This is a genomic window from Ruegeria sp. CDSB013, from assembly GCF_059611165.1.
In genome coordinates this window covers 11,463-36,646 of sequence record NZ_JBXWPA010000016.1, presented here as the reverse complement: position 1 = coordinate 36,646, position 25,184 = coordinate 11,463, and the positions used below count along the sequence as shown (strand labels likewise).

Genomic DNA, 25,184 nt, shown 5'->3' with positions numbered 1-25,184 from the left:
GATCGGGTTGTCTCAGCCGGAAGTGCAGGTCATTGTGAGGCGATCCGTCGTCGGTACAATTCAGGATGCGATAACATGACCTTGTCACAGCAGATCCTTTGGGGCAGCACGTTTCTCGGGCTTTGCTTTCTGGTCGAAATCTTTCTTCTGACCATGTGCACGCTGGCCATCAACAGGCTGATCGAGCGTTGGGAAGCCAGAGGCGCCATTTTGGCAACGGCCGGTCCAATTGCAACCGCGCTGGCCTTTATCGTCGCGACCCACACCATTCAGGTCTGGATTTGGGCCATCGTCTGGGTTTTCGGCGATGTATTGCCCGACTGGAATACGGCGCTGTATTTTTCGCTGGTCTCATTCACAACACTTGGCTACGGCGACATCGTCTTGGGCGAAGATCTGCGGATTTTCGGTACTTTTGCTGCAGTTACAGGCCTGTTGGCCTTTGGGTTGTCGACGGCCTACATGGTCGCCCTTATGACCCGGGTGTTTCAGGAAAGGTTCATGGCCTAAAGGATCGGCGCGAACAGTCGCGCCAGCGGAGCGCCGAGGCGTATGTACACTGGTTGCTGTTCCAGATAGCGCGTCAGCTCATAGCTATTGGCAAAATCGTCTTGCAGCATCGCATCGACTGCGGCTGTTGTCTGGGGATCAAAGAACAGGGCCATTGCCTCGAAATTCAATCGAAATGATCGATTGTCCAGGTTGGTCGTGCCCACTGCGGCCAGTGAGTCATCCACAACGAAGACCTTTTGATGCATGAACCCGTCCGTATAGCGCAGGACTTGTGCACCACAGGCGCGAACTTCATCAAAATAGGCGAAAGCCGCCAGCCACGGCAGGCGGTGATCAATGGCATCGGGCACAAGAATACGAACATCGACACCGCGCAAAGCTGCGTGTTTCAGGGCGGTCATGATATCGATGTCGGGTACGAAATACGGCGATGCGATCCAGATCCGGTTCTGCGCCTCGGTGATCGCGGCGAAGAACATCATTGACCCGGTTTCGGTTTCATCGCCCGGGCCTGTTGCGACCAGCAATGCGTTGATATCCTGATCCGCCTCGGACCCGGCCCAATCCAACTGGTCGATCAAATCTTCTTCATGCGCCCAATGCCAGTCTTCGATGAAGATCAACTGCAATTGCCGGACTATGTGGCCGGTTAACCTGACATGGGTGTCGCGCCAATGTCCGAAATGCGGGTCCTGGCCCAGATACTCGACCCCGATGTTGTGACCACCGATGAATCCGGTTTCGCCATCGATAACAACGGTTTTGCGGTGGTTGCGGTAGTTCAATTGGAAACGAAATTTTGGTCCGCGTTGTTCATTTGGATCCGAAACCGCGATACCGGCCTCGCGCATCTCTTCGATGTAGTCATTGGACAGGGCGTAACTGCCCACGGCATCCATCATGAACCGGACGCTGACACCACGTTTGGCTGCTTCGATCAGCTTGTCTTTCAGTTTTTGACCCAAGGCATCGGCGCGTACGATGTAGAACTGGATCAGAACGTAAGTCTTGGCCGCATCGATGGCCTCAAAAATCGCATCAAAGGTGGCCTGCCCATCGATCAGCAGCTCTGCCCCGTTGCCGCGCGACACGGGCATATGCGCCAGCGCCTCGAACGGTTTGGGATTGATAAGCAATTTGTCGGCATCGGGCGTTGAGTAGTCGGCGAAGGTCTTGATCCCCTGAACCACGCGCTGGCTCTCCTTGCGCGCGATACGGTAGCCCCGAAATCTATGGTGTCCCAAAAACAGGTAAAGCGGCACGCCAAACATCGGGGCCGAGATCAGAAAGACCACCCAACCGACAGCGCCCTGAGGTGTCCGCGCGGTTTGGGCCGCGCGCACAGAAAAGAATACTGCTGTTGTGTAAAGCGCAAAGACGAAGGCGGAAACAAGCAGTGTCCACATAGGGTTATCGGGCTCCGTGGTGGTTCAGTTCGCCCCAGTGTAGATGCGCGACCAGTCTTGCGCCATATCTACAATCACCCATCCCATGTCTGGCCCTTTGTCCAATCCATCGACCAGTTTGCCGATTGGGCTTTCACGGTCATAGGCCCACTCTCGTTCTGCATCGGTATGGTGAATCAAAACACCCAACCGTGGCCCATCGCCTGCCGTGGTCCATTCCAACATGGCAAAATCGCCGTCTGAATTTCCCCCGGCCAGAATCGGGCGTCTGCCGATCGTCCTCTCGATGTTGATCGGTTTGCCTTCTTTGTCGTCCACAAAAGCGATGCCATCGGCTTTGGTGATAACCGGTTCGCCTTCCGCGCTGTCATAAGTGGTGTCCATGTATGTGCCCAGAATCTGTTCGGGCGGAATGCCATAAGCGTCTTCGGCGAAGACGCGCATAAAGTGCACTCCACCGCCGGAGACGATGTAGGTCTTGAACCCTTCGTCTCGCAGATACCGCAGCAACTCGACCATAGGCTGATAGGTCATCTGATCAAAGGGCAGGTCGGTTTCCGGGTGGCGGGCGGTTTCCAGCCAGTCGGCTACGGAAGCTTGGAAATCATCCACTGAGACACCTGAGTGTGAGGCATTCAACACCTCGATCAAAGCATCATGACCACCTTCCGCGACCGTCTTCAGATCGCCTGTCGCTGCGGCCTGCAAAACGGGCGTAGTCAGGATCGAGGGGTCATCCTCAGCCATCTGAGCTAGCCGATCCATCGCAAAGATCATTTGAAAATACACAGGCTGTTCGGCCCAAAGCGTGCCGTCATTGTCGAAAACGGCGATCCTTTCTGCCGGCGTCACGTATTCCGGGCGCTGTGGGTCGGTCACGGCGGCGACAAACTCGATGATCCTGTCTTTGCTTTCGGTCTCGGTCCAACTGGGCAGAGGGTCAGCAAGCAGAGACAGAGGGACACAGGACAGCAGGGCGCTTAGAACTAAAGGTCGCATGAATTTCTCGTTCAATTTCAAGATGAAAAGGGCCGCCCTTGAAGGGGCGGCCCGATTGGATTTTAGATACGACTTAGTTGTTTGTCGGTGTCGTCAGCTTGTCCATGACCTGATCCAGGTTGAAGCTTGCCGCTTTCTGGCGCGGCGGGAATTCCTGGAAGGTTGCCAGGAAGTTGCCCACGTATTCCTGTGCCGGAACCAGGAAATACGCCCGATCCAACAACCAGTCATAATATGTGTTGGAGGTGCGATAGGCGCGCTCATAAGGGTCACGACGCAGGTTCACGATCAGAGGAATACGCAGCTCGGTCCAGGGCTCGATCCATGCACGCAGGGTCGCCCATGCTTTCTGCTCAAGGAAGATCAGCTTCCAGTCGTCATAGCGCAGAGCCGTCAGGTCACCATCATCCGAGAAATAGAAAATCTCGGCGCGTGGGCTTTCGGTTGTTTCGCCGGTCAGCATGGGCAGGATGTTATATCCATCCAGATGCACCTTGTAGTCACGGCCCATGCCGGACGAGCTATAGCCAGTTTTCAGCTTTTCCTTGATGTCCGGGTCGCCAGCAACCGCCAGGTATGTCGGCAGCCAGTCCATGTGGTGCACGATCTCATTGGTGATCGAGCCCGCTTCGATCTGACCAGGCCAGCGAACCATCGATGGAACGCGCCATCCGCCTTCCCAGTTGGTGTTCTTTTCACCCCAGAACGGCGTCGCAGCAGCATCCGGCCATGTGTTCATGTGCGGACCATTGTCCGTAGAATAGTGCACGATGGTGTTGTCCGCGATGCCAAGCTCGTCCAGCAGGTCCAGCAGTTGCCCGACATGCATGTCATGTTCGATCATGCCAGCGGTGTATTCATCAGCAACGCCACCAAAGATCTCGTTGGCCTGTTGGCGCATTTCATCTTTGACGTGGGTACGGAAGTGCATGCGCGTGCCGTTCCACCAGACATAGAAGGGCTGGCCTTGTTCATTGGCCCGCTTGATGAAGTCAATCGCGGCTGCGACGGTTTCGTCGTCAACGGTCTCCATACGCTTCTTGGTCAGCGGGCCGGTGTCTTCGATGGTTCCGTCCGCTTTGGATTTGATCACGCCCCGCGGGCCATAGGCTTCACGGAAGGTGCGACCATCGGCAAGAACCGCATCGCCCGGATAGTCTTCATTCTCCGGTTCTTCTTCGGCATTCAGGTGGTAGAGATTTCCGAAAAACTCATCAAAACCGTGGTTTGTCGGTAAATGCTCATCTTTGTCGCCAAGGTGGTTTTTACCAAACTGACCGGTCACATAGCCGTGGTCCTTCAGCAAACCCGGAATGGTCGGGTCTTCGACCTGCATTCCCAGATCAGCACCCGGAAGGCCAACTTTCGACAGGCCCGTGCGGAAGACAGACTGGCCCATAATGTAAGATGAACGACCGGCGGTGCAGGATTGTTCACCATAATAGTCGGTAAAGATCATGCCTTCTTTCGCGACGCGGTCGATGTTCGGCGTTTGGTATCCCATCAGGCCCATCGTATAGGCCGAGATATTGGATTGTCCGATGTCGTCGCCCCAGATCACAAGAATATTGGGCTTTTGATCCTGGGCCCAGGCAGGCAGGGCCAGCGCAACCGCGACGGAAGCTACGGCGAATTTGCGCAATGTGCCGCGCCAACTATCTGCAATCAATAAGGGTGGTGACATGGTCTACTCCTGAATTGGCCGGATCTTAATGATCCGTTGATCTAAAAGTAATTGATGGCGGTGACTATCTTTTCCGCCAACAACGTATTGATTCCCGGTAGGAAAAATTCACATTACGTCGAGAATCGAATAGCCTTACCTTAGGCTATGACAATGCTTGGAAACCTATCATATGATGAGATTGATGAATACTAATGTTTGAAAACCCACGTGACCGACAGATGCTGCTTGCCTCAGGGTGGTTTGGGGCGCGAGGCGCAAGCTTTCAATCGGATTTACTTGCATGCGGGGTCGCAAAATCTTTCGATGAGGGTGAGGCGCTGTATAACTACGGAGATCCCGCCAACGGGGTCTTTGCGGTTCTAGAGGGTTCCGTTCAAATCACTGCACCAGCGGATGATGGACAGGACTTCGTTGTCCACAGACAGGGTGGCGGGTTCTGGATCGGTGATCTTGCGTTGTTAGCCGAGTCCAACCGACTGGTAAGTGTTGTTGCGACACAGAAAACGCGAGCATTGTTTTTTCCGTCTCGGCGGCTGGACCGACTTGTTCGTGACAACCCCGAATATGTTCGTGATTTCTATGCTTTATCGCACGAGAATATGCAAACTGCGCTGCGCATCATGGCAAATTTGGCAGTGACCGGGGCGGAAAAACGGTTGGTTCTGCGCCTTTTGCACTTGGATGAAGGGGCCTCAAAGTCCGATGGGTGGATCGTCGTGTCACAGGATGAACTGGCCGAAATGGTGGCAGTGTCGTTGCCTACGCTACACCGTAAATTGCACAACTTGGTAGAGCTGGGATTGATCGAACTTGGGTATGGCCGCGTACGGCTTAAGGATAGGCGCAAGTTGATCGCCGCCTGCCAGTGCTGACCCTACGGGTTAAGCGGCGGTAGCGGGTTCCGAGCGCGGTGTTCCGCTCGTTTCATAACCTTGAGTTCGGACAATGCCGCAGCCCAAGCCTCAGGTATTGAGCCGGTGCGGGATGAGTATCTTGCGGCCCCAATCCTAGCCAGTTGCTCTTCCAGGCCAATTGCTTTTTCGGGGGTATCGCTGCGCAGTTTCCACAACTCCAAGGCGGAATAAGACATTGAGATATCATGCGCTTGCAAGGCTTTCCTCAATGCATCTAGCGCAAAGTCCGAAGATTTCTGATATCTGTCCCGCCGCGCTTTTTTCCATTTTTTGACACGCGGACCAAGGAACCGTACCAAGCCCCAAATAACCAGCGTCAACGTGGCCGCCAAGGCGAGCAGCCTGAAAATCGTATCTGCATCCGGCGGTTGCCACTCCGGTGGCGCAAGTGTTAGTTCAACTGCACCGATATCAATGTTCTCAACCTGATTGGTATCCAGATTGTACCACTGGATCGTGACAGGCGGCAGTTGGGTCTGGCCACCTTGCTGCGCAAGGTAGACGATCTCATCAACGCGCTGCCCGGACAGAACGCCCCGGTCTTCGCTTTCGGTAAAACGCGGCTCTTTCGGATAGGCGCTCAGCAGCGGGTCCTTCATGTCGGGGATCAATTCAGGCACCAGAAGGGGCGTCGTGCCGGCAATTTTTGCGGTCAGGCGTCGGGTGATGGCACCCCCGTTTTCCATATCGGTTGATCCGTCGATCTGCTGGTCGACCGTGAGTCCCGTTGCTAGGATCAGCGGGTCCAGATCGCGTGCGCCCTCGGGCACCACGGCATTTAACGCGACGTCGGGCAGGGCGATGGTGGCCTTCGTCGGCGCATTCGTATCGGGATCTGCAAAGGTCACAACTACGTCTTGCGTGCCGAATTCGACTGTCCCAACCTGAAGCGGATACAGACGATAACTGCGTTGGACACCGGACCAGGTCTCGCCATCCACAGTTTCACTAATTGGGCCAGAAGCACGCTCAGGCAGGCGCACAAGCAGGTTTTCTTGTTCGAGCGACGGACACACCGGAGGAGACGGCATGAACGTCGGGACTAGGACTTTGATCCGTACGATTGCTGGTTGTCCGACAGTGACGGGATCCGTGGGTGCCTCGACTGTGACTTGCGGCTGAATGCCAGTTTGCGCCAAAAGCTGCGTTGGAAGGAAAAGAATGAGGAATATGAGGTATCTCATTGCTGTTGTTCCTGATTTTCCAACAGGAAGCGATTACGCAGAAAGTCCTGCATGTCCGTGTCAATCGTGCTGATCCATTGATCGGCAGACATCGCCTGCGCGTCCTCGGCGGGGGCCTGAATGGTTGTGTCCTCGCCGCGCCCGGCCTCATTGTCAAAGACTGTGTCGTCAGCGCCGATGCCCGCTTCTTCGCCTGTGTCCGACTGCTCTCGGGTTGTTTCAACGAAGTCGAGGATTGCTTTGGAAACGTCCAAGTTGTGTTGCGCTTCGGGCCAATTTGGCCGACGCTCCAAGGCCGTTTCAAATGCTGCTATGGCTGGCCTATACTCGCGGTTTCGAATGCGCGCCATTCCCTCGGAAAACGCAGCCTCGGGCGTGTCCAGTTCGGCAAAGACTGCTGCTGCTTCGGGGTACTGACCTGCTTTCAGGTGTGCATAGCCCTTATGGTACGGGTCTCCAAACAGCTCTGACGCTGCGTCATAGCGTTTCTGATTCATGGCAATTTGCCCCTGTTGATCCGGGGTCAGGAACCAATCTCGCCAACCATCGGCTTTTGCGGGTCCTGATGGAGCTGCAAAAATCACAGTCAGCAACAACAAACGGATCACCCAACCACGCCGGAACCAAAGCAACGACAATAGCGCGGCGGGCCAGGCTAACATCCACCCTCTGTCCTGCCAGTCCAATCGGTCATCGTCGTCCAGCGCTGCGGTATAGGCAGATTGAATTTGACGCTCTAAGCGGTTGATATCACGTTCGTCGTTAGAGAACGGAACAACCGTCGCAGTCCTCAGATCGTTTAATTGAGCGATGTTTTGACCGTTCGGCAGCATGGTCAAAAAAAACACGGGCACGGTCGTGTTTTCAAAGGCAGCAAGTTGAGACGGGTCAAGGTCGTCCAGAACGAACAAGACTGCGCCGGGTGTATCACTGTCGTTCAGGATCGTTTCGGCAAGGGCCAGTGCATCAGCCGCGGCGTCCCCCGGTTTTGGCATGACCTCAGGCGCGAGACCCTCCAAAAGAGGGCGCAGGATGTTGGCGTCTTCGGTCAGGGGCGCGACGCGGTGCGGGGTTCCAGCATACGCGATTAATGCGGTCTGCGCGCCGACGCGCGCGTTGATCAGGTCAGTCACCTTGAACCTCGCCCGTTCCAGACGGGATGGCGGCAAGTCCGGTTCCTCCATGCTGGCCGTGACCTTCAGTGCTATTACCAGCGGTGCCGTGTCCGCGACCAAAGGGTTCGGGGCCCGTGACCATGTCGGTCCGGCCGCGGCTAAGGTGACAAGGATTGCAGCGATCATCGCGACGTCTATCGGGTACACGCGCTTCTTGTCCTCAGCCCCAAGTGTCAGAGCCGCAGCAAGGTGCGGCGCGATACCGGACAGGGATTGTGCGTGTGATCTTGGTTTCGGTCGCATCATCCACCAAAGGATCGAAATTGGGATGAGAAACAGCAGCCAAGCAGCTCTTAAAAAATGGAAATCTTCCAACACACCACTCATGCTTCACCTCTGCGCCGCTGGATGATGTGCTGGCTGGTCATGGAAATGAGCATTGTCAGCAATGCCAACGCAAGCGGGTAATGGGCAAGACTTTCGCGTGGCCTGTAGCTTTGCGTTTCCACGACCCGGGGATTGAGTTCGTCAATGCGAGCATAAGTGTCGGCCAATGCCTCTTCGTCGTCTGCAAAGAAGTATTCGCCGCCCGTGCGGACTGCGATGTCCTTCAAGGCGTCCAGATCAACCCTGTCCTCGCCCGAGGCATCTGGATCACCAACGCCAATCGTGTAGATGACGACGCCTTTCTGGGCCGCGATTGCTGCGGCGTTTACCGGCGTCATGCGGCTGGACGTATCTGCGCCGTCGCTCAGAATGATCATCAGGCGCTGGTCGACCTCGCTGGAGTCAAAGGTGCGTATACCCAGACCGATTGCGTCCCCCAGTGCGGTGTTGGGCCCGGCCATACCGACTTGAGTTTGATCCAGGAACCCATTCAAACTGTTCAGATCTTCGGTGAAAGGCGCTTGGACAAAGGCCCGAGTACCAAAGATGATCAAAGCCATCCGATCACCTTGGCGTTCGGCAATAAATTGACGCAGAACATCCTTAACTGCGGCCAGTCGTTGTTTTGGAGCGCCATCCGTTGTTGTGAAGTCCCGCTGGTCCATTGATCCTGAAATGTCCAAGGCAAGCACCACGTCGCGCGCCGACTTTTCGATAACCAACGGTTCCCCCAATTTTTCAGGGCGGGCCATGGCCGTCACTAAAAGGAGCCATATCGATGCGACTGCGGCGGCCTGAAACCGTGCTCGGCGGAGAATGACGGAACCTGACTTGGGTTCAACCCCAGCGGCCTGTGCGACATGGCGAAAGAATGGGATGCGGATCGAACTGCTTTTCTCGCGGTGCGGTGGGGCAACCCAATACACTAAAAATGGCAACGGGAGCAGGAGGAAAACCCAAGGCGCGGCAAAGGAGAACATCACGCTGTCCTTTCCCGCTTATGGGACTTGATCCAATTTCGCGCGAGGATTTCCAGATCAGGATCGGCTTTTACATCTCTGTATGGTGCTTCCAAAAGTTGGCGGCCAGCGCCATCAGTAAAGGTAACATTATCAGAGGTTTGGTTTAGGAAGTTGGTCCAATCTTCTCCATGTAATGCAGCGACTTTCCGACGTGGATACGCGACCAGAGCCGTGCGGCGGAGTATCTCGGCTATCTTTGCGGTGTCGTTGTCTGACGCGGCCAATTCGATCAACGCTTCACGCCGGTATGCGTTCAACTGTCGGTGGCGAAGAAAGGCATAAACGCCAAGGATGATAAGCCCAGCAAGGATTAGGGCCAAAACGCCCCATCCCCAGGTCTGCGGCATCATGGATATGGGCTCGGGCACCGGGGCAGGTTCCAGCATATCCAGCAGGTCGACGAGTGATTTGCCTTCGACATCGACGCTCATCTTCGGCCTCCGGGATGACCAAATTGCTTGAGCAACTGGTCGAGCGTTGGTTCCGCCGTGGTCAGAGGCACGACCGGAAACCCATAGCGGCGCGACCACGTCTGCAGTTGAGCAAGGCGATCTTCCAGCGCTGTTCTTATTCGGTGCGACAAGTCGGGGTCCGAGCTGTCGAGTTCAATCTGACGGTCGCCATCGGACACCGTAAGCTGAAGGTTCGGGGCAAGTTCACGCGAACTGGGGTCAGAAATATTGAACAATATTAGGTCATTCGAGGCAGAAAGTCTGCTAAGTAGTTTCTCTGACACCTCGTTCAGCCCATCGAAATCGGAAAAGACACACACCAAAGTATTGGTATGCGCGATCCGCGCGGCCTGTTTCAGTACGTCATTCAACGCCACGGTTGGTTCATCCCGCAGCGTTGCACGTAGGTTTGAATTCAGCGCGCCCACCGATGACAGGAACCGCGTCAGTGCAGCGGGTCGGCGTTGGGGTCGGTGCTCGGCTACATCAGTATCGCCAAAGACGATCCCACCGACCCGGTCGCCTTGCCCCAGCACCCGGTGTGCAGCGATCGCTGCGGCTTCGGCTGCGATGACCGATTTCATGTAGACTTGCGTGCCGAAAAACATCGAAACGCGCTGGTCCACAAGCAAAAGGGCGGGGCGGTCGCGTTCCTCGGTATAGACCCTAACATGGGGCTCTCCGGTGCGCGCGGTCACTTTCCAGTCGATGGTACGGATGTCATCCCCGGGCAAGTAGTTTCGCAGTTCTTCAAAGTTCAGGCCGCGCCCCCGCAAGCGTGAGGCATGCCGGCCGTTTAGGATCGAACGGGCAGGTTGGCGAGGCAACAGGCTGATCGCGCGGGACTTTGGACCCAGCTTTAACAGGTGGTCCGCATCAACGTATATGCGTGGGTCGTCGGGATATGCGGCGGTCTGGGACACGCGGCGTTCCTTTGGTTTCAGGGCAGCGCAACAAGCTGCAGGATTTCCGAAATCACATCATCCGCCGATTTGGCGCTTCCTTGTGCCTCGAAGCTCAGGGTGATGCGGTGGCGGAATACATCATGTGCGATGGCGCGAATATCGGCGGGGTCGACATAGTCGCGTTGGTTCATCCAGGCATGCGCGCGACCGCATTTGTCCAATGCCAGCGAGGCGCGTGGGCTTGCTCCTATGTCGATCCAGCTGGCCAGCTCGTCACTGAGCGCGCCGGGCGTTCGCGTGGCCTGCACCAGATCGGCCATGTAGCGGTCCATTGCGTCGGATACGTGGATCTGGCCGATTTCGGCCCGTGCAGCAAAAACAGCGTCCCGAGGGATTGCTGGTGGTGTATCTTTGGATGCGCCCTTGCCCGCAGAAATCTCTTCCCCGCGAACCAAGCGGATCACCTCAACCTCATCCTCGACCGGAGGGTAAGTGATCTGAACGTGCATCAGGAACCGGTCCATCTGCGCTTCGGGCAAGGGATAGGTGCCTTCCTGTTCAATCGGGTTCTGGGTCGCCATCACAATAAACAGCGGTTCCATTTTATGCGTGGTTCCCGAGACGGTTACCTGCCGTTCCTCCATCGCTTCAAGCAACGCAGCCTGAACCTTGGCGGGCGCGCGGTTGATTTCGTCCGCGAGAACGATATTGGCGAAGATGGGGCCTGGCTCGAAACGGAATGTGCCACCGTCATCGGTCTGCTGAAACACCTCGGTCCCCGTAACGTCGGATGGCAGCAGATCCGGAGTGAACTGAATCCGGCTGAAACGTGCGTCTAAGTTACGTGCCATTGCCTTGACCGCGCGGGTCTTGGCCAGACCGGGAAGCCCCTCAATCAGCAAGTTTCCGTTGGCCAACATCCCGATCAGCAATCGGTCGATCACGTCAGTCTGCCCGATGATCGATTGTCCCATGCGGGCTTTAAGATCATTTATCTGATTAAGTGCATTCATTTGGCGGGTCCAATCGGCGTCAGTTATTGAAACTGAATTTTTACTTTGTGCGGTGATTAGAAAATGTCCTGTAACAGCGGAATGTTAGCAGCCTTTGTGTCGCCGATCTACTGTGAAATCCGCGCCGTCAGCCGGTGCAAGTCCTCATTTAGTTCTGGCCGGATAGGACCGTTGTTTGGTGTGTCACGCAGGGTTTGAAGCCAATGGATCGGAGGGTTTCGACCGGCTGCCCGGCTCCAGTTCAGGGCTTTAAGGATGGCCTGTGCGTCCACGCCCAGCGCATTGGGGATATCAAAGTCATTCAATGTGGCCCAAACACCGGTCCACAAGCGGCCAACCGACCATGGGTTATACCCGCCGCCGCCCAGAACCAGAACCCGGGGCGCAATGCCCTTCAGCGCGGCAACGGCCTTCCAGTGAGAGTTGTTTGACAGCGCCAGTCGAGACAACGGATCCTCGGCAACCGCGTCGGCACCACATTGAAGAACAAGGGCCTGCGGTTTGAAGGCCTCGGTGGCAGGTAGGATCAGTTGGTCGAGAATGACGTCAAATTCATCATCGTTGAGGTTTCTGGACACCGGAAGGTTAAACGCCGCGCCACCCGCGTCATCATCAAGCCTGCCGGTGAACGGCCACCGTCGGGATTCATGAATGGAAATCATCCGAACCGTGTCCGAACCCTGAAAGGCGGCCTCGACCCCGTCGCAGTGATGGGCGTCGATATCGACGTAGACAATCCGGTCCAGGCCCATTCGCAACAGTGTCAGGATCGCCAGCACCGGGTCGTTCAGATAGCAAAAGCCATTGGCACGGTCGGGCAAGCCGTGGTGTGTTCCGCCGGCAGGATTAAACACGATGCCGCCGTCGCGGATCAGTTCAGCGCCCAGCATCGATCCTCCGGCCGCTGTAGCCGGTCGTCGGTACATCTCGGGGAAAACCGGGTTGGACAGAGTGCCCAGCGCATAGGTCGTGCGTACGTCATCCGAGACGCTTTGAGCTCTTTCCGCGGCCTGCAACGCCTCTATGTAGTCCGGCGTGTGAAAGCGGTGCAGCGCGTCGGGTTTTGCGCGTGGGCTGACCCTGTAATTTTCCGAATTGATCCAGCCCAGCGCGCGGCACAGGTCCATGACGGTGGAGACGCGCGGTATAGCCAGCGGGTGTTTTGAGCCATAAGTCGAATGGCGATAGATCTCGGACCCTATGAAGATCGGGTTTTGCACAGGTTATTGGGTCCGTGCAGGCACGTTGTCATCACCAAGGCGGCCATCAAGAGACATCAGAATTGCCACAGGCCTAAGCGCAGGGATATGGCTGAAGATGATCAGAATGCAGACGGTCAACGGTACACTCAGGAACGCACCGATCAGCCCCCAGACGGTGGTCCAGAACGTCAGCGCGAGGATCACCAGAAACGTAGACATATTCAGTGACCGGCCTAACAAGGCGGGGTCAACAAAATTGCCGATCAGAAATTGGATGGTGCCGCAGCCAAGCACGATGATCAGGAAAGGCCCGATCGTTTCATATTGAACCAGGGCAATCATGGCCGGGAAAATCACGGCGATGATCGACCCGATGGACGGGATGAAGTTCAGCGCAAATGTCAGCACGGCCCATGTCTCGGCGTATTCAAGTCCAAGGGCCTTGAAGACCGAGTAACTGATGCCCGCGGTGACCAGACTGATGAAGGTTTTCACCCCGACATAGCGCTGCAGGCTGAATGTGATCGCATCCAGAATTGTGGTGAATTCGGCCCCGGTTTCGGGATTGCCCGCAGCCAGTTGTATCTTTTTGCGAAAGGCCAGACGCTCGGCCATCAGGAAGGCCACGTACAGGCTGATCAGGAAAAACTGGTTCAGGAGCGATGTTGCACTGCTGAGCAACACGCGCGCGACATAGGACATGTCGATACTGACCAGATTGTCGCGAATGAACGTGGTGACGTCATTGCCAACCAGCCCCGTGACCCGGTTCACCGCGCCGTCGAATTGGGTTTCATACGTGCTGATGGATCGGGCGAACTGTGTCGCCTGGCTGCCGAGGATGTACATGATCACGAACAAGCCAGCCAAAACAACTGTGACCGCGGCGATGTTGGCCAGCCAGACGGGCACCCGCGCCATCGAGATAACCCGGTCGCTCAGAGCGATAATCAAAACGTTGATCAACAAAGCCATGGTCAGCGGGATCAAAAAAGCCGAGCCCGCATAAAGTCCCAGCACAATCAGCGTGGCAACAATTGTCGTATCGCGGACAACCGACAGCCTTAGCCGCGGGCCGCCCGTGTTCTGATCAGGTTCCAAAGTCATCGCTTAGCCCGCCTGTGATGTCGCGTGGCACGTTACAACGATTGGTGGTCGCTCTGGAAGATGATCCTGCACCGCTGGGCGAGATTCTGCAATGTGCCCAAACATTTGGGCGAGATAATTTACGTTCTGAAGGGATTTGCCATTTCAGAGCAAAGCAGAGGCGGGTTAGGCTGAGCGCATGAGCGCACGTGTGATTCCTTTCGTTGGTAGACCGGTTCAAGCCCTGTGGCTGGCCGTAGTGCGGTTCAACAACAAAAACGGGTTCGTGATGAGCAGCCACGTCGCCATGTCTCTGATGATGGCCTTGTTTCCATTTGTGTTGTTCACAGTGGCTTTGGCGGGGTCGTTGTCCCAGGGCTATGTCACCGATGAACTGATCGAGCTTGTGTTCGGGGCGTGGCCCAAAGACGTCGCGGGGCCAATCGTGGCTGAATTGCGGGCCGTCCTGCGGGAATCCGGCTCGGGCGTCATAACGCTGGGTGGTCTTTTGGCGATCTTCTTCGCCTCAAACGGTGTCCTGGCGGTTCGCGCGGCCATGAACCAGGCTTATCATGACAGGGACGTCTGGCCGTTCTGGAAAACCCGATTGCTGTGCCTGGGGCTGGTGATCGTTGGTGGCGTTGCCATTCTGGCCATTGCCGCGGTCGAAGTTGTTTTGCCCGCCTATACCCAATTGGTAAGCGAGAAGACTGATGTGAACGTTTCGGACTGGTTGTCGGTAGACAGGTTGCGCTGGACCTTCACGGTTGCAGTTCCGGCGGGCACTGTCCTGTTGGCGCATCTGATCCTGCCGACGCGGCGGCACAAGCTGATGCAAATTCTGCCTGGCGTTGTTCTGACGTTGGCCTTGTGGGCGGCCGGCGGGTGGGGGTTCTCGATCTACATCGCGCAATTCGCCAGCTACAGCGCCACGTATGCGGGATTGGCTGGCGTCATGGCGGCGCTGATCTTTTTGTACCTGTGCGCGGCCATTCTGATCCTTGGCGCCGAATACAACGGCGCTTTGATGGATCTGGAAGACAATCAGGATCGGGGTTCTCAGTGAAATTTCTGACGTTGTGTGTCGGGCTGTTTGTGCCTGTGGCCGCCTTTGGCCAGTCTCCGGCCTATGTCGGGTCGGATCAATGTGCTGAATGTCACAAGGACGAGGCGGCGGCATGGTCCAATTCCCACCACGCGCTGGCCTGGACCGAGGTTGAAGACGGGGCTGTTGTTGCCGATTTTGACGGAACGCGGTTCGACCATGACGGGATGTCCGTTGAATTCACCGACACCGAAGGCGCGCTGAGCGCAAAAGTCACGGAAAAAGGCGGAGTGACCACCGAATACGGCGTACATTCCGTCGTCGGCATTGAGCCGTTGCAGCAATACTTGTTCGAAACAGAACCCGGCCGGTTGCAGAGTTTCGATGTTGTTTGGGATACCGAGAACAAGCAGTGGTTTCACCTCTATCCCGAACAGGATTTACCCCCAGATGACGGGTTGCACTGGACCGGACCCTACAAGAACTGGAATGCACGGTGTGCGGAATGTCACGCGACCGGTTTTGAGAAACAGTACAACGCTGAAACCAGAACGTACGACTCGGTACAGGCCGAGATCGGGGTAGGGTGCGAAAGCTGCCATGGCCCGGGTTCTGCGCATATCGAGTGGGTCGGGGGGCAAAGCCTGCCGCAGGGTCTGGGCGATACCGGGTTCTTGATGGATTGGGGTAAGGGCCAGACCGAGGCCGAGATTCAGCAATGCGCCGGGTGTCATTCTCGTCGTGAGGCGCATGGAGATGGCAACCCGCTGCCCGGAACGCCCTATCATGACGCCTACAATCTGGCGGTCCTGCGTCCGGGATTGTACCACCCGGACGGTCAGATTTTGGATGAAGTCTATGTGTACGGCTCATTCCTGCAATCCAAGATGTATGACCGCGGCGTGGGTTGCATGGATTGTCACGAGCCGCATAGCGCAGGTCTGAGGGCAGATGGAAACGGGGTGTGTACGCAGTGTCACTCGCCTGCCGCGAATCCCAAGTTTCCAACCCTGGCTGCCAAAGAGTACGACGTGCCGGAACATCACAATCACCCAGAGAATAGCGAGGGTGCGCAGTGCAAGTCCTGCCATATGATCGAGCGTGTCTATATGGGCGTCGACGGCAGGCGCGATCACAGTTTCCGTGTACCTCGTCCCGATTTGGGGCTGGGGCAGGATGCCTGTACGGGTTGCCATTCGGATCAGGATCAGACATGGGCCGCCCAACAGATCGAAGGCTGGTTTCCTGACAGCGCGCATCGAGAACCGCATTTTGGATCGGCCTTTCAGGCAGCAACGCTTGGTCGAGCGGATGGGCCGGAGGAACTTCTGGACATTGCGACCGACCGTGATCAACCCGGTATCGTGCGCGCCACGGCCACCTATCTGCTTCAACCTTTTGGGTCCGTTGATATAGCGGCCAGAACGGCTGGGCTTTTGGAGGACGAGGACGCTCTGGTTCGCGCAAACGCAGCGCCGTTGCAGCGTCAGGCCAGCTTGCCCGATCAAATCCAACGGCTTGAGCCGCTGCTGTCCGACCCGTTGCGAAACGTCCGCATCTCGGCGGCAAAAGAGTTTCTGAACATTCCGCCGCAGGCTCTGACTGCGGAACAACAGCAATTGTCGGGGCAGGGCATGTCCGAGTGGCAGTCGGCGATTTCCAACCGTCTGGATTTTCCTGAAACGCATCTCGTGCTTGGCGGTATGGCCCTGACGTTCCGCAATGCTCCAGCTGCCGAGCGGGCGTTTCAAGAGGTCGTTGCGCTGGACCCGCAACGCGCCGAAGCTTGGCCAATGCTGGTGCAACTGGCGCAGATCAATCGTGGACCTCAGGCCGCACGCGATGTTCTGGCCCAGGGATTAGAGATCATCCCAGAGGACCCGAACCTATTGCAGTTGAAGGAACAACTGGGCCGCTGAAACGGCACGGCTTGGCCCGGTTTCCGTCATTTTCCCGGCAAATTTCATAGTTACCGATCAAGCTGAGGCAAGAATTGCCCCAGCTTATAGGTGACACATGTTTCTCAAACCGGTCCACACGTCCAAGCTCAAAAAGCCACTGGCTTTGTCGCAACGGATCGAGGAATTGCGGGCCCGACCACCGGAATACATCAATCACGGCCAAGCGTTGTTGATACAAGGTATTGCCGCCGCTTCACTGCGCGAACAGGTGCTGACAGAGGATCGGATTTCGCTGGACGATTGATCTAGCCCCGGAACCCGGTTGCGACAACGAACTTCTCGGAACTGTCCGAACGCGACGCGGGTGGTTTCACATTCGCAACTTTGTCGAATTTCTGCTTCAGCAGCTTTTGCAGATCGCCTTCGGCGCCACCGGCCAGAACCTTGGCAACAAACGTGCCGCCTTCTTCCAGTACGTCAAAGGCGAAATAGGCCGCCGTTTCGCACAGAGCCATGATGCGCATGTGGTCGGTTTGTTTGTGCCCAGATGACGACGCGGCCATGTCGGACATCACCACGTCAGCCTTGCCGCCCAGCCACTCTTTGACTTTGTCGTCGGCATCGTCTTCCATGAAGTCCAGCACATGTGCCTCGGCACCTGCGACCGGTTCGACCTCTTGCAGGTCGACACCCAGAACTGTGCCGATCCGCTTGCCGGAACGTTCGCCCAGCGCGTTCACTCGTTTGACCGCGACTTGCAACCATCCACCCGGCGCACAGCCCAGGTCGACGACACGTGCACCCGGCACGAGGAACCGGTACTTTTCGTCCAGCTCCAATATCTTAAACGCTGCGCGCCCACGGTACCCTTCGACCTGCGCACGTTTCACATAGGGGTCGTTCAGCTGCCGCTCGAGCCAACGGGTCGAGCTGAGCTTACGCCCGCGTGCAGTCTTTACCTTGACCTTCAGGTCACGCTGCCCGCGCCCCGAGTTGTTTTTGCCACTTGGTGTCTTCGCCATCAGAACGGTCCGTCTTCCAGTACGCCGTCCGCGCTCATCTGCGCATAAAGCAGGCCTTCGCGCAGCCCCCGGTCCGCCACGGAAAGGCGGTCGGTGGGCCAGCATCTTAACAGCGCCTGCAAAATGGCCGAGCCGGACATGATCAGCGCCTGCCGGTCATCCCCAATCCGGGGATCACGTCGGCGACCCTGAGGGCCGAGTTCTAGATACCCTCGTATGACTTTGTCAATCTGATCGCTTGTCATGCGCAAACCATCGACCTTGGTCCGGTCATAGCGCTTGAGCCCAAGGTGAGAGGCCGCAACGGTTGTAACCGTGCCACTGGTACCGACGATCTGGAACCCAAGGCGGGCTTGCTCGTCCTTGTAAGGCGCGAAATCGGCGAGGTTTTCTTCGAAAAACCAACTCATCAGAGCAAAGCGAGCCGAGTCATCTTCGACGTCGTTAAACTGGTCGCGCAAGGTTGCAACACCCAGGGGTACGCTGATCCAGTCGACGACTTTTGCCGCAGGGAAGGGGCTATCAGTCGTGTGAAACCCATGGTGCAGCCGCATGATTGCGGCGGGACGGTCCCGGCGCGGTACGGATGAGATGTCGATCCACACCAGTTCGGTCGACCCACCGCCGATATCCACGACCAGCAATTGCTCGGTCTTGGTGGATACCAGCGGTGCACAAGAGATCACGGCCAAGCGTGCCTCTTCCTCGGGCTGGATGATCTCGAGCGTCAGTCCGGTTTCGCGTTTGACCTGTCGGATAAATTCGCGTGAGTTTTTGGCACGCCGACACGCCTCGGTCGCGACCAGACGCATGCGCCTGACCTTGTTGCGTTTCAGCTTTTGCTGACAGATGCGCAGCGCCTGAATGGTGCGCGCCATGGAGGACCGAGACAACCGTCCGGTCCGTTCCAAACCCGCGCCCAATTGCACGGATTTGGAAAAGCTGTCGACCACATGGAAGCCGCTGCCCTTGGGCTGGGCTATCAACATGCGGCAACTATTGGTTCCCAAATCCAGCGCCGCATATAACGCATCTGGATCGGGTCTTGCCGGCGCGGGGCTTTCGACCGCCTTCGGGAACGCGCCCGCACCTTTGGGACGCTTGGGCGCCATATTAAACGCCCTCCGATTTTCGAGTTACCCCGACCATAGGTCGGGCGATTGCGTCGTGCAAGACGCTCATTAAAGTGATGAGAATTTTGATATGCGCGTTTGGTTCAGTCTTCGTTACAACCCCGGTATCCATCGTGGGCAAAAACGTCGCTGGAAATGCGCCGTGTGTCGAAAATCGACCGACTTGCCCCCACATAGACGTTTAGAACCGGTCCATCTGGTTAGGAGGAATCAAACGCAATGCCTGACGTCACCATTGTTTACTGGCGCGATATTCCCGCCCAAGTCATCGTCGGCAAAGGCCGTCGTGGCGCAAAGCGGCAATTAGAGGAACGGTTCGAACAAGCCATCGACCGCGCGGCCATGAAGGTGAACGCCAAGGACAGCGATGCCTATCTGGCCGAATGGCGCAAGGCGGCCCCCTTTGCAGTCGACGGCGACCCGTCCGAGATTGCCGAGGCCGAAGCCACGCGTTTGGAAACGGAATACGATCAGGACCGCATCAAAGCCCTGATCGCCAATGACGGTTGGGCATGAGCCCGAGACATCTATGGGAGGCCGCAATGGCTTTGCTGAACTTCAAGAAACGTGATGCGGTCGAAAACGGCCCTGTAAACCCGACCGTCGAAGCCTTTTTGCAAGGCTATTCGATTGAGGTGATGCCGCGCACCGCCGAAAAGGTCGAAGATTTCCGCGCGTTGCTGCCCGAAGGCACGCGTGTGTACATTGCCCATATCGAAGGCACGCCGATCGAGGATATGGTCAAGACCGCCAAGCGGATCGCTGACGAAGGTTATCCGGTGATGCCGCACTTCCCTGCGCGGATCATCAAGGACGCCGCCACGCTGGAAAGCTGGATTTCCATGTATCAAGGCGAGGCGGGCGTTGATCAGGCATTGCTGCTGGCCGGTGGTGTTACCAACCCGCACGGCGATTTCGACAGCTCGATGCAGTTGCTGGAAAGTGGTTTGTTCGACAAGGCGGGTTTCAAACGCCTGCACGTCGCAGGTCACCCTGAGGGCAACAAGGACATCGACCCCGACGGCTCGACCAAGAATGTCGACGACGCGCTGCGCTGGAAGCAGAAATTCAGCGAGACCACGGATGCCGAAATGGCGCTGGCAACACAGTTTGCGTTTGAAGCCAAACCGATCATCGAATGGGCCGACGGTCTGAAAGAAGCTGGTATTGATATTCCGATCCATATTGGTATCGCAGGTCCGGCCAAGCTGCAGACGCTTATCAAGTTCGCCATCGCCTGCGGCGTTGGCCCGTCGCTGAAGGTCCTGCAAAAGCGTGCGATGGATGTGTCCAAGCTGCTGCTGCCCTACGAGCCGACCGATGTGATTACCGAGCTGGCCAATCACAAAGCGGCCAACCCGGATTTCAACATCACCAATGTACACTTCTTCCCGCTTGGCGGCATCAAGACCAACGCCAACTGGGCCATCAATAACGGCGGCGCTTCGGCAAAGCCTGTAAACTCCTAAGGAACGGACATGACGCGTACAGTCGTAGAATCAAAAACAAAAACTGCCGTTCTGGGCTTTGACGAACCGTTCTGCGTGATCGGTGAGCGGATCAATCCGACGGGCCGTAAGAAACTGGCGGCCGAGTTGGAAGCCGGCGATTTCTCGACTGTCGAGAAAGACGCGCTGGCGCAGGTTGCGGCCGGTGCAACCGTTCTGGATATTAATGCGGGCGTTGTCTATAACTCGAACCCCAACCCGAACGAGACCGAACCGCCATTGATGCGCAAGATCGTAGAGCTGGTGCAGGGTCTGGTTGACGTGCCGCTATGTGTCGACTCGTCCGTTCCCGGCGCACTGGAAGCTGGTCTTGAAGCTGCCGAGGGCCGCCCGTTGCTGAACTCGGTCACCGGCGAAGAAGATCGTCTGGAACTGGTTCTGCCGCTGGTCAAAAAATACAACGTGCCGGTTGTTGCGATCTCGAACGATGACACCGGTATTTCCGAAGATCCCGATGTGCGCTTCGAAGTGGCTAAGAAGATTGTTGAGCGGGCCGCCGATTTCGGCATCCCGGCGCATGACATCGTAGTTGACCCGCTGGTGATGCCCATCGGCGCGATGGCAACCGCTGGTCAGCAGGTCTTTGCGCTAGTCCGTCGCCTGCGCGAAGAACTGGGCGTTAACACCACTTGTGGTGCTTCGAACGTGTCCTTTGGTCTGCCAAACCGCCACGGCATCAACAATGCGTTCCTGCCGATGGCAATGGGCGCAGGCATGACGTCGGCAATCATGAACCCGGTGGCGCTGCCTGTGGGTCCCAAAAAGCTGGCCGAGAAAAAGGCCGAGGTCGAAGCCAAGGGGATCATTCTGCCTGCGGACATGGATGACGAAACCTTCTGTCAGCTGTTCGGTCTGGGTTCGACCAAACCGCGTGCCGGAAAGGAAATGGAAGCCATCCGTGCCGCCAACCTGCTGACCAATAATGACCCGCATGGTGGTGAGTGGATCCGGTTCAACAAATCCCCGGAAGAGGCCGGCGCAGCGGGCGCTGTCGGTGGCCGTCGCGGTGGCGGGCGTCGTCGTCGCGCCTGACACCATCGCTGTTCAAGTGAACAAAGGCCGGACCAAGTGTCCGGCCTTTTTTCGTATTGATGCTGATCGCCGCCGGAACCTGACAAGATCGCTAGATTAGTGGCGATAACGCGAAAGTCGTCACGTACGAAGATGGGCGAACATCGTCGTCCAACACAGGCAGACGCTGACTTAAGCAAGCGTTTGGGAAAAATGAATATTTCGAGGGGCTGGTCGATCTGCAAGTGCAACTGGCGTTGAGGCAGAAGGTATTTCTGATTCACGGAACCAGGTGCGTTGTCCTGTTCGAAGGCTGTAGTGGGTTTGGACGGAAAAAGGCGGTGCCGCTTTTCCGATGATGGGTTCTTGAAGTCGATAAGCCTCTGGTGATATCGGTGAAAAACGCGGCGGGTATGATGTAATGGTAGCCTGTCAGCTTCCCAAGCTGAACGCGCGGGTTCGATTCCCGCTACCCGCTCCAGAACTCAGTTTGTCATCGGAAAAGCTTAGAAATCAGCGCTTTGGGCGTGGTTGCGTCGGTGGTCATTTACTCCGGGCGACGCGCCTGAAATAGGTTGATATCAGCCGGGATGTGCACCGCACCATTTTTGGCAAAGGGGTGAAACGCTTCGGCGACGGCGTGTTGGATCGCAGTCACGTCTTCGGGTTTACCGTCGAAATGGGTAATAACACGGGCGGCGGGGCCAACACGGGTACACAAGGCGGCGCAATCCAGCAAAGAGCCTTGAAAGTCCAACATCAGGTTAACAGAATCGGCGCGAATATTGCTTAGACCTGCCTTTTCCAGCAACCCGGTAACACGCTCACGATCATGAAACGCCAAGGGGCCCGGTGCATTCCGGTCGACCTTGGGCGGCGTGCCCAGCCGTTCCGTGGCCGCTATATGAGGTACTCGGAACCATGGGTTGCCGGGCAATGGTCCCCAGGCGGCAAAGGTCATCGTGCCGCCGGGCTTTAGCGCGCGGGTCATGTTGGCAAAGGCGGCAACCGTATCCTCAAAAAACATGACCCCAAATCGCGAGATCATGGCGTCTCGGTCCGCTGCTTCAAAGGCGTAGGTCTGGGCGTCGGCGAACTGGAAGGTGATGTTTTGCGATCCGGCATCGGATGCCCGTGCCGATGCGCGGTCCAGAAATGGCTGCGAGACATCTGCAGCCAGAACGTGGCCTTCTAGCCCCACGGCATTTGCGGCGGCGATCGCGCTTGCACCCGTACCACAGCCGATATCCAGAACACGCAGGCCGGGTTTTAACCCGGCACGTTCCAGCACCAGATCAAGGACCGGGGCCATCAGCTGATCCAACTGGTCCTCATAGGTCAGCCATTTGGCTCCGGACGAAGATTTTCCCCAGTACTCAGCCTGTTCCTCGTTTGCGATCTGCATGTCGTCTCCCTCGTGTCAGGGGTGACTATGACCGCCTGCGCCGTCTGCGACCAGAGCCTTCTTCTCCGCCACCGGCATTGAAGGAGGGCGAGGGCAGAGTGACCACCTGCGCCAATTCCGGGAACGGATCCGTCTTGTGCGGGATGGCATTTGCGGCGACGAAATGGTCCTGAAATTTCGGCTCGATGGCCGTTTCGACCTTGGTGATCTCGCGTACGACACGCTCAATCTCGGACCGGGCACCAATGTTGCACAAGGCAATCCGCGCGCCGGTGCCAGCCGCGTTGCCTGCACTTGAGACTTTGTTCAAGGGCGCATCGGGGATCATACCCAGAACCATCGCGTGCTTGGTCGAAATATGCGCGCCGAACGCCCCGGCCAGCACAACGCGATCCACCGTGTCGACGTTCATTTCATCCATCAACAGGCGCGCACCGGCATAGAGCGCGGATTTGGCCAGTTGGATGGCGCGGATATCGCCCTGCGTGACCGTGATGCGCGGACCGCCCTCGGCGCTGGCGTCGTGGATCAGATAGGCGTGGGTGCGACCTTCGGGTACACAACGAGGCGTGCCGGTCTGGTCTGCAGACCCGATCAAGCCGCTTTCGTCCAGCAATCCGGCGACGCGCATTTCGGCGACCGCTTCGATAATGCCCGAGCCACAGATGCCGGTAATGCCGCTTGTGGCAATGTCCTGATCAAAGCCTTCCTCGTCGGACCATTTTTCGGACCCGATCACGCGAAAGCGCGGTTCCTTGGTGACAGGGTCGATTTCGATGCGCTCAATCGCCCCGGGCGCGGCACGCTGGCCGGAACTGATCTGCGCGCCTTCGAATGCCGGGCCGGTAGGTGAGGAACACGCCAAGACTCGGCTGGTATTGCCCAGCAGGATTTCAGCGTTGGTGCCCACGTCCACGATAAGCACAAGGTCTTCGGACTTTCCCGGTTCCTCCGACAGTGCCACCGCGGCGCAGTCGGCGCCGACGTGGCCCGCAATGCACGGCAAGATGTAGACCTGCGCGCGCGGGTTCATATTTGTCAGGTCCATCTCACGCGCAGGCAGGGACATGCTTTCCGAGGTTGCCAAGGCAAAGGGGGCCTGACCCAACTCAACCGGGTCCAGACCCAACAGCAGATGGTGCATCACCGGGTTACAGACGAAAACGGTTTCCACGATCAGCTCGGAACTAATCCCGGCTTCCTCAGAAATTGAGGTGGTCAAATCGTTGATCGCCTCACGCACGGCTTTGGTCATCTCCTGATCACCGCCGGGGTTCATCATCGAGTATGAAACGCGGCTCATAAGGTCTTCGCCAAAGCGGATCTGCGGATTCATCAGGCCCGAGGACGCTTTGACCTCGCCGGTCTCCATATCGGTCAGGTGAGCTGCGATTGTGGTCGAGCCAAGGTCGATGGCCAGACCATAAAGCCCATGTTCATGCAATCCGGGCCAGATTTCGACCACGCGCGCCGCTTCATCCTTGTGGCCTTTGTGGAGGGCGACAGTGACCTCCCATTTGCCCTTGCGCAGGACGGGCTGCAGCTTGGACATCAGCGAAAGATCGGCGGTGATGGCGTCAATGTTCCACTGCTCGCGCAGCGCGCGTTCCAGCCGTTCCAGATCGCCTGTTGGCGAGTGCATGTCGGGCTCTTCTACCACCACGAAATACAGCCGGGTTGCCGGGTCCATCGTAATGGCCCGCGCGGTGGCGGCCTTGCGAACAACCTGACGGTGGACCTGGCTTTCGGGTGGAACATCGATCACGATGTCGCCCTGAACTGTCGCCTGACAGCCCAGACGACGGCCCGATTTCAAGCCGCGTTTGTCATCGTAACGCTGTTCGACCGCGTTCCATTCGCTCAGCGCGTCCTCGGATACGGTTACGCCGTGTTTAGGAAACTCGCCATAGCTGGGTGTGATCTGACATTTCGAACAAATCCCGCGGCCGCCGCAGACCGAATCCAGATCCACACCCAACTGCCGTGCAGCGGTCAGAACCGGGGTACCCACGGGGAAATGCCCGCGTTTGCCCGACGGGGTAAAGACAACAAGGGGATCGGTGGTCATGGTTTGCCTGCCTTTTGTATTCGCGCGTATGTCGCGCAAGATATGGGTTTGTGCGCAAAGGGAAAGGCCAATCAGCGGCACGTTTTGTACGTCTAGCGTCGTTTTTTGCTGCGGCATCTGCCCGCAACGACAAACTAGTTTAGGTCAGGGGCTTTTCCTTAGGTTAAATCCATGTAATAGGGTCACCGCCAAACGGGCTTTTGCAT

23 protein-coding genes and 1 tRNA gene are annotated in these 25,184 nt (G+C 57.2%); 9 read left to right on the top strand and 15 right to left on the bottom strand.

All coding sequences use genetic code 11. The features are described 5' to 3' along the window. Nucleotides 1–75: 75 nt before the first annotated feature. Nucleotides 76–510 carry an ion channel gene (locus tag AC2FJF_RS21525; protein WP_109311846.1) on the top strand — a complete coding sequence of 145 codons (435 nt, stop codon included), beginning with the start codon at nt 76–78 and terminating at the stop codon, nt 508–510. Here AC2FJF_RS21525 and cls read toward each other — a convergent pair. The 3 genes from cls to AC2FJF_RS21510 all read right to left on the bottom strand — a co-directional run bounded on the left by cls (nt 507) and on the right by AC2FJF_RS21510 (nt 4,602). Beyond that, nucleotides 507–1,919 carry a cardiolipin synthase gene (gene cls / locus AC2FJF_RS21520; protein WP_496727118.1) on the bottom strand — a complete coding sequence of 471 codons (1,413 nt, stop codon included), beginning with the start codon at nt 1,917–1,919 and terminating at the stop codon, nt 507–509. The genes AC2FJF_RS21525 and cls overlap by 4 nt on opposite strands. Before the next feature lie 24 nt (nt 1,920–1,943). Beyond that, nucleotides 1,944–2,918, bottom strand: coding sequence for an HAD family hydrolase (locus AC2FJF_RS21515; protein ID WP_496727117.1), 975 nt, complete (start codon nt 2,916–2,918; stop codon nt 1,944–1,946). Between the two features lie 73 nt (nt 2,919–2,991). Next, a complete protein-coding gene (locus AC2FJF_RS21510; RefSeq protein WP_282168262.1) occupies nt 2,992–4,602 on the bottom strand; it encodes an arylsulfatase in 1,611 nt (536 codons plus the stop codon). A gap of 221 nt (nt 4,603–4,823) precedes the next feature. Between AC2FJF_RS21510 and AC2FJF_RS21505 the strand changes: the two genes are divergently transcribed. Further along, complete coding sequence (locus AC2FJF_RS21505) at nt 4,824–5,477, top strand: Crp/Fnr family transcriptional regulator (protein WP_233493432.1); 654 nt, start codon at nt 4,824–4,826, stop codon at nt 5,475–5,477. A 2-nt stretch (nt 5,478–5,479) separates the two neighbouring features. Here the strand turns inward: AC2FJF_RS21505 and AC2FJF_RS21500 are convergent, their stop codons facing one another. The 8 genes from AC2FJF_RS21500 to AC2FJF_RS21465 all read right to left on the bottom strand — a co-directional run bounded on the left by AC2FJF_RS21500 (nt 5,480) and on the right by AC2FJF_RS21465 (nt 13,906). Continuing rightward, complete coding sequence (locus AC2FJF_RS21500; RefSeq protein ID WP_496727115.1) at nt 5,480–6,703, bottom strand: hypothetical protein; 1,224 nt, start codon at nt 6,701–6,703, stop codon at nt 5,480–5,482. Then, nucleotides 6,700–8,205 (bottom strand): VWA domain-containing protein, encoded by a 1,506-nt coding sequence (locus AC2FJF_RS21495; RefSeq protein WP_496727114.1) that lies wholly within the window; start codon nt 8,203–8,205, stop codon nt 6,700–6,702. Before AC2FJF_RS21495 ends, AC2FJF_RS21500 begins: the two co-directional genes overlap by 4 nt. Next, nucleotides 8,202–8,957 carry a VWA domain-containing protein gene (locus AC2FJF_RS21490; protein WP_496727113.1) on the bottom strand — a complete coding sequence of 252 codons (756 nt, stop codon included), beginning with the start codon at nt 8,955–8,957 and terminating at the stop codon, nt 8,202–8,204. The genes AC2FJF_RS21495 and AC2FJF_RS21490 overlap by 4 nt, the downstream gene beginning before the upstream one ends. Nucleotides 8,958–9,184: 227 nt before the next feature. After that, nucleotides 9,185–9,658: a DUF4381 domain-containing protein gene (locus AC2FJF_RS21485; protein ID WP_496727112.1), complete on the bottom strand. Its 474-nt coding sequence runs from the start codon at nt 9,656–9,658 to the stop codon at nt 9,185–9,187. Next, nucleotides 9,655–10,602, bottom strand: a complete 948-nt coding sequence (locus AC2FJF_RS21480; RefSeq protein WP_496727111.1) for a DUF58 domain-containing protein — start codon at nt 10,600–10,602, stop codon at nt 9,655–9,657. The genes AC2FJF_RS21485 and AC2FJF_RS21480 overlap by 4 nt, the downstream gene beginning before the upstream one ends. A 17-nt stretch (nt 10,603–10,619) precedes the next feature. Beyond that, nucleotides 10,620–11,597 (bottom strand): AAA family ATPase, encoded by a 978-nt coding sequence (locus AC2FJF_RS21475; protein WP_496727110.1) that lies wholly within the window; start codon nt 11,595–11,597, stop codon nt 10,620–10,622. Between the two features lie 107 nt (nt 11,598–11,704). Further along, nucleotides 11,705–12,817: an acetoin utilization protein AcuC gene (locus AC2FJF_RS21470; protein WP_496727109.1), complete on the bottom strand. Its 1,113-nt coding sequence runs from the start codon at nt 12,815–12,817 to the stop codon at nt 11,705–11,707. A gap of 3 nt (nt 12,818–12,820) precedes the next feature. After that, entirely contained in the window at nt 12,821–13,906 is a 1,086-nt protein-coding gene (locus AC2FJF_RS21465; protein WP_496727108.1) for an AI-2E family transporter, read from the bottom strand. Nucleotides 13,907–14,084: 178 nt separating this feature from the next. On the opposite strand from AC2FJF_RS21465, the gene AC2FJF_RS21460 reads away from it, so the two are divergent. The 3 genes from AC2FJF_RS21460 to AC2FJF_RS21450 all read left to right on the top strand — a co-directional run bounded on the left by AC2FJF_RS21460 (nt 14,085) and on the right by AC2FJF_RS21450 (nt 17,135). Beyond that, nucleotides 14,085–14,951: a YihY/virulence factor BrkB family protein gene (locus AC2FJF_RS21460; protein WP_496727107.1), complete on the top strand. Its 867-nt coding sequence runs from the start codon at nt 14,085–14,087 to the stop codon at nt 14,949–14,951. Then, nucleotides 14,948–16,849, top strand: coding sequence for a multiheme c-type cytochrome (locus tag AC2FJF_RS21455; protein WP_496727106.1), 1,902 nt, complete (start codon nt 14,948–14,950; stop codon nt 16,847–16,849). Before AC2FJF_RS21460 ends, AC2FJF_RS21455 begins: the two co-directional genes overlap by 4 nt. A gap of 97 nt (nt 16,850–16,946) precedes the next feature. Further along, nucleotides 16,947–17,135 (top strand): hypothetical protein, encoded by a 189-nt coding sequence (locus AC2FJF_RS21450; protein WP_058271699.1) that lies wholly within the window; start codon nt 16,947–16,949, stop codon nt 17,133–17,135. A gap of 1 nt (nt 17,136) precedes the next feature. Here the strand turns inward: AC2FJF_RS21450 and AC2FJF_RS21445 are convergent, their stop codons facing one another. Both AC2FJF_RS21445 and AC2FJF_RS21440 read right to left on the bottom strand, forming a co-directional pair. Then, entirely contained in the window at nt 17,137–17,853 is a 717-nt protein-coding gene (locus AC2FJF_RS21445) for an RlmE family RNA methyltransferase (protein ID WP_058271698.1), read from the bottom strand. Further along, a complete protein-coding gene (locus AC2FJF_RS21440; RefSeq protein ID WP_108858582.1) occupies nt 17,853–18,965 on the bottom strand; it encodes a Ppx/GppA phosphatase family protein in 1,113 nt (370 codons plus the stop codon). The genes AC2FJF_RS21445 and AC2FJF_RS21440 overlap by 1 nt, the downstream gene beginning before the upstream one ends. A 240-nt stretch (nt 18,966–19,205) precedes the next feature. Between AC2FJF_RS21440 and AC2FJF_RS21435 the strand changes: the two genes are divergently transcribed. The 4 genes from AC2FJF_RS21435 to AC2FJF_RS21420 all read left to right on the top strand — a co-directional run bounded on the left by AC2FJF_RS21435 (nt 19,206) and on the right by AC2FJF_RS21420 (nt 21,986). Then, nucleotides 19,206–19,502 carry a virulence factor gene (locus AC2FJF_RS21435; protein ID WP_058271696.1) on the top strand — a complete coding sequence of 99 codons (297 nt, stop codon included), beginning with the start codon at nt 19,206–19,208 and terminating at the stop codon, nt 19,500–19,502. A 26-nt stretch (nt 19,503–19,528) separates the two neighbouring features. Further along, complete coding sequence (locus AC2FJF_RS21430) at nt 19,529–20,455, top strand: methylenetetrahydrofolate reductase (RefSeq protein WP_496727105.1); 927 nt, start codon at nt 19,529–19,531, stop codon at nt 20,453–20,455. 9 nt (nt 20,456–20,464) lie between these two features. After that, the gene (locus tag AC2FJF_RS21425) at nt 20,465–21,526 is read left to right on the top strand and encodes a methyltetrahydrofolate cobalamin methyltransferase (protein WP_058277989.1); all 1,062 of its coding nucleotides are present in this window, start codon (nt 20,465–20,467) and stop codon (nt 21,524–21,526) included. Nucleotides 21,527–21,912: 386 nt separating this feature from the next. Then, nucleotides 21,913–21,986, top strand: a tRNA-Gly gene (locus tag AC2FJF_RS21420). 66 nt (nt 21,987–22,052) lie between these two features. Here the strand turns inward: AC2FJF_RS21420 and AC2FJF_RS21415 are convergent. Beyond that, on the bottom strand, nt 22,053–22,910 hold the full coding sequence (locus AC2FJF_RS21415; protein ID WP_496727104.1) for a class I SAM-dependent methyltransferase: 858 nt from the start codon (nt 22,908–22,910) through the stop codon (nt 22,053–22,055). A 25-nt stretch (nt 22,911–22,935) separates the two neighbouring features. Then, complete coding sequence (locus tag AC2FJF_RS21410) at nt 22,936–24,978, bottom strand: ASKHA domain-containing protein (RefSeq protein WP_496727103.1); 2,043 nt, start codon at nt 24,976–24,978, stop codon at nt 22,936–22,938. Nucleotides 24,979–25,184 lie beyond the last annotated feature (206 nt).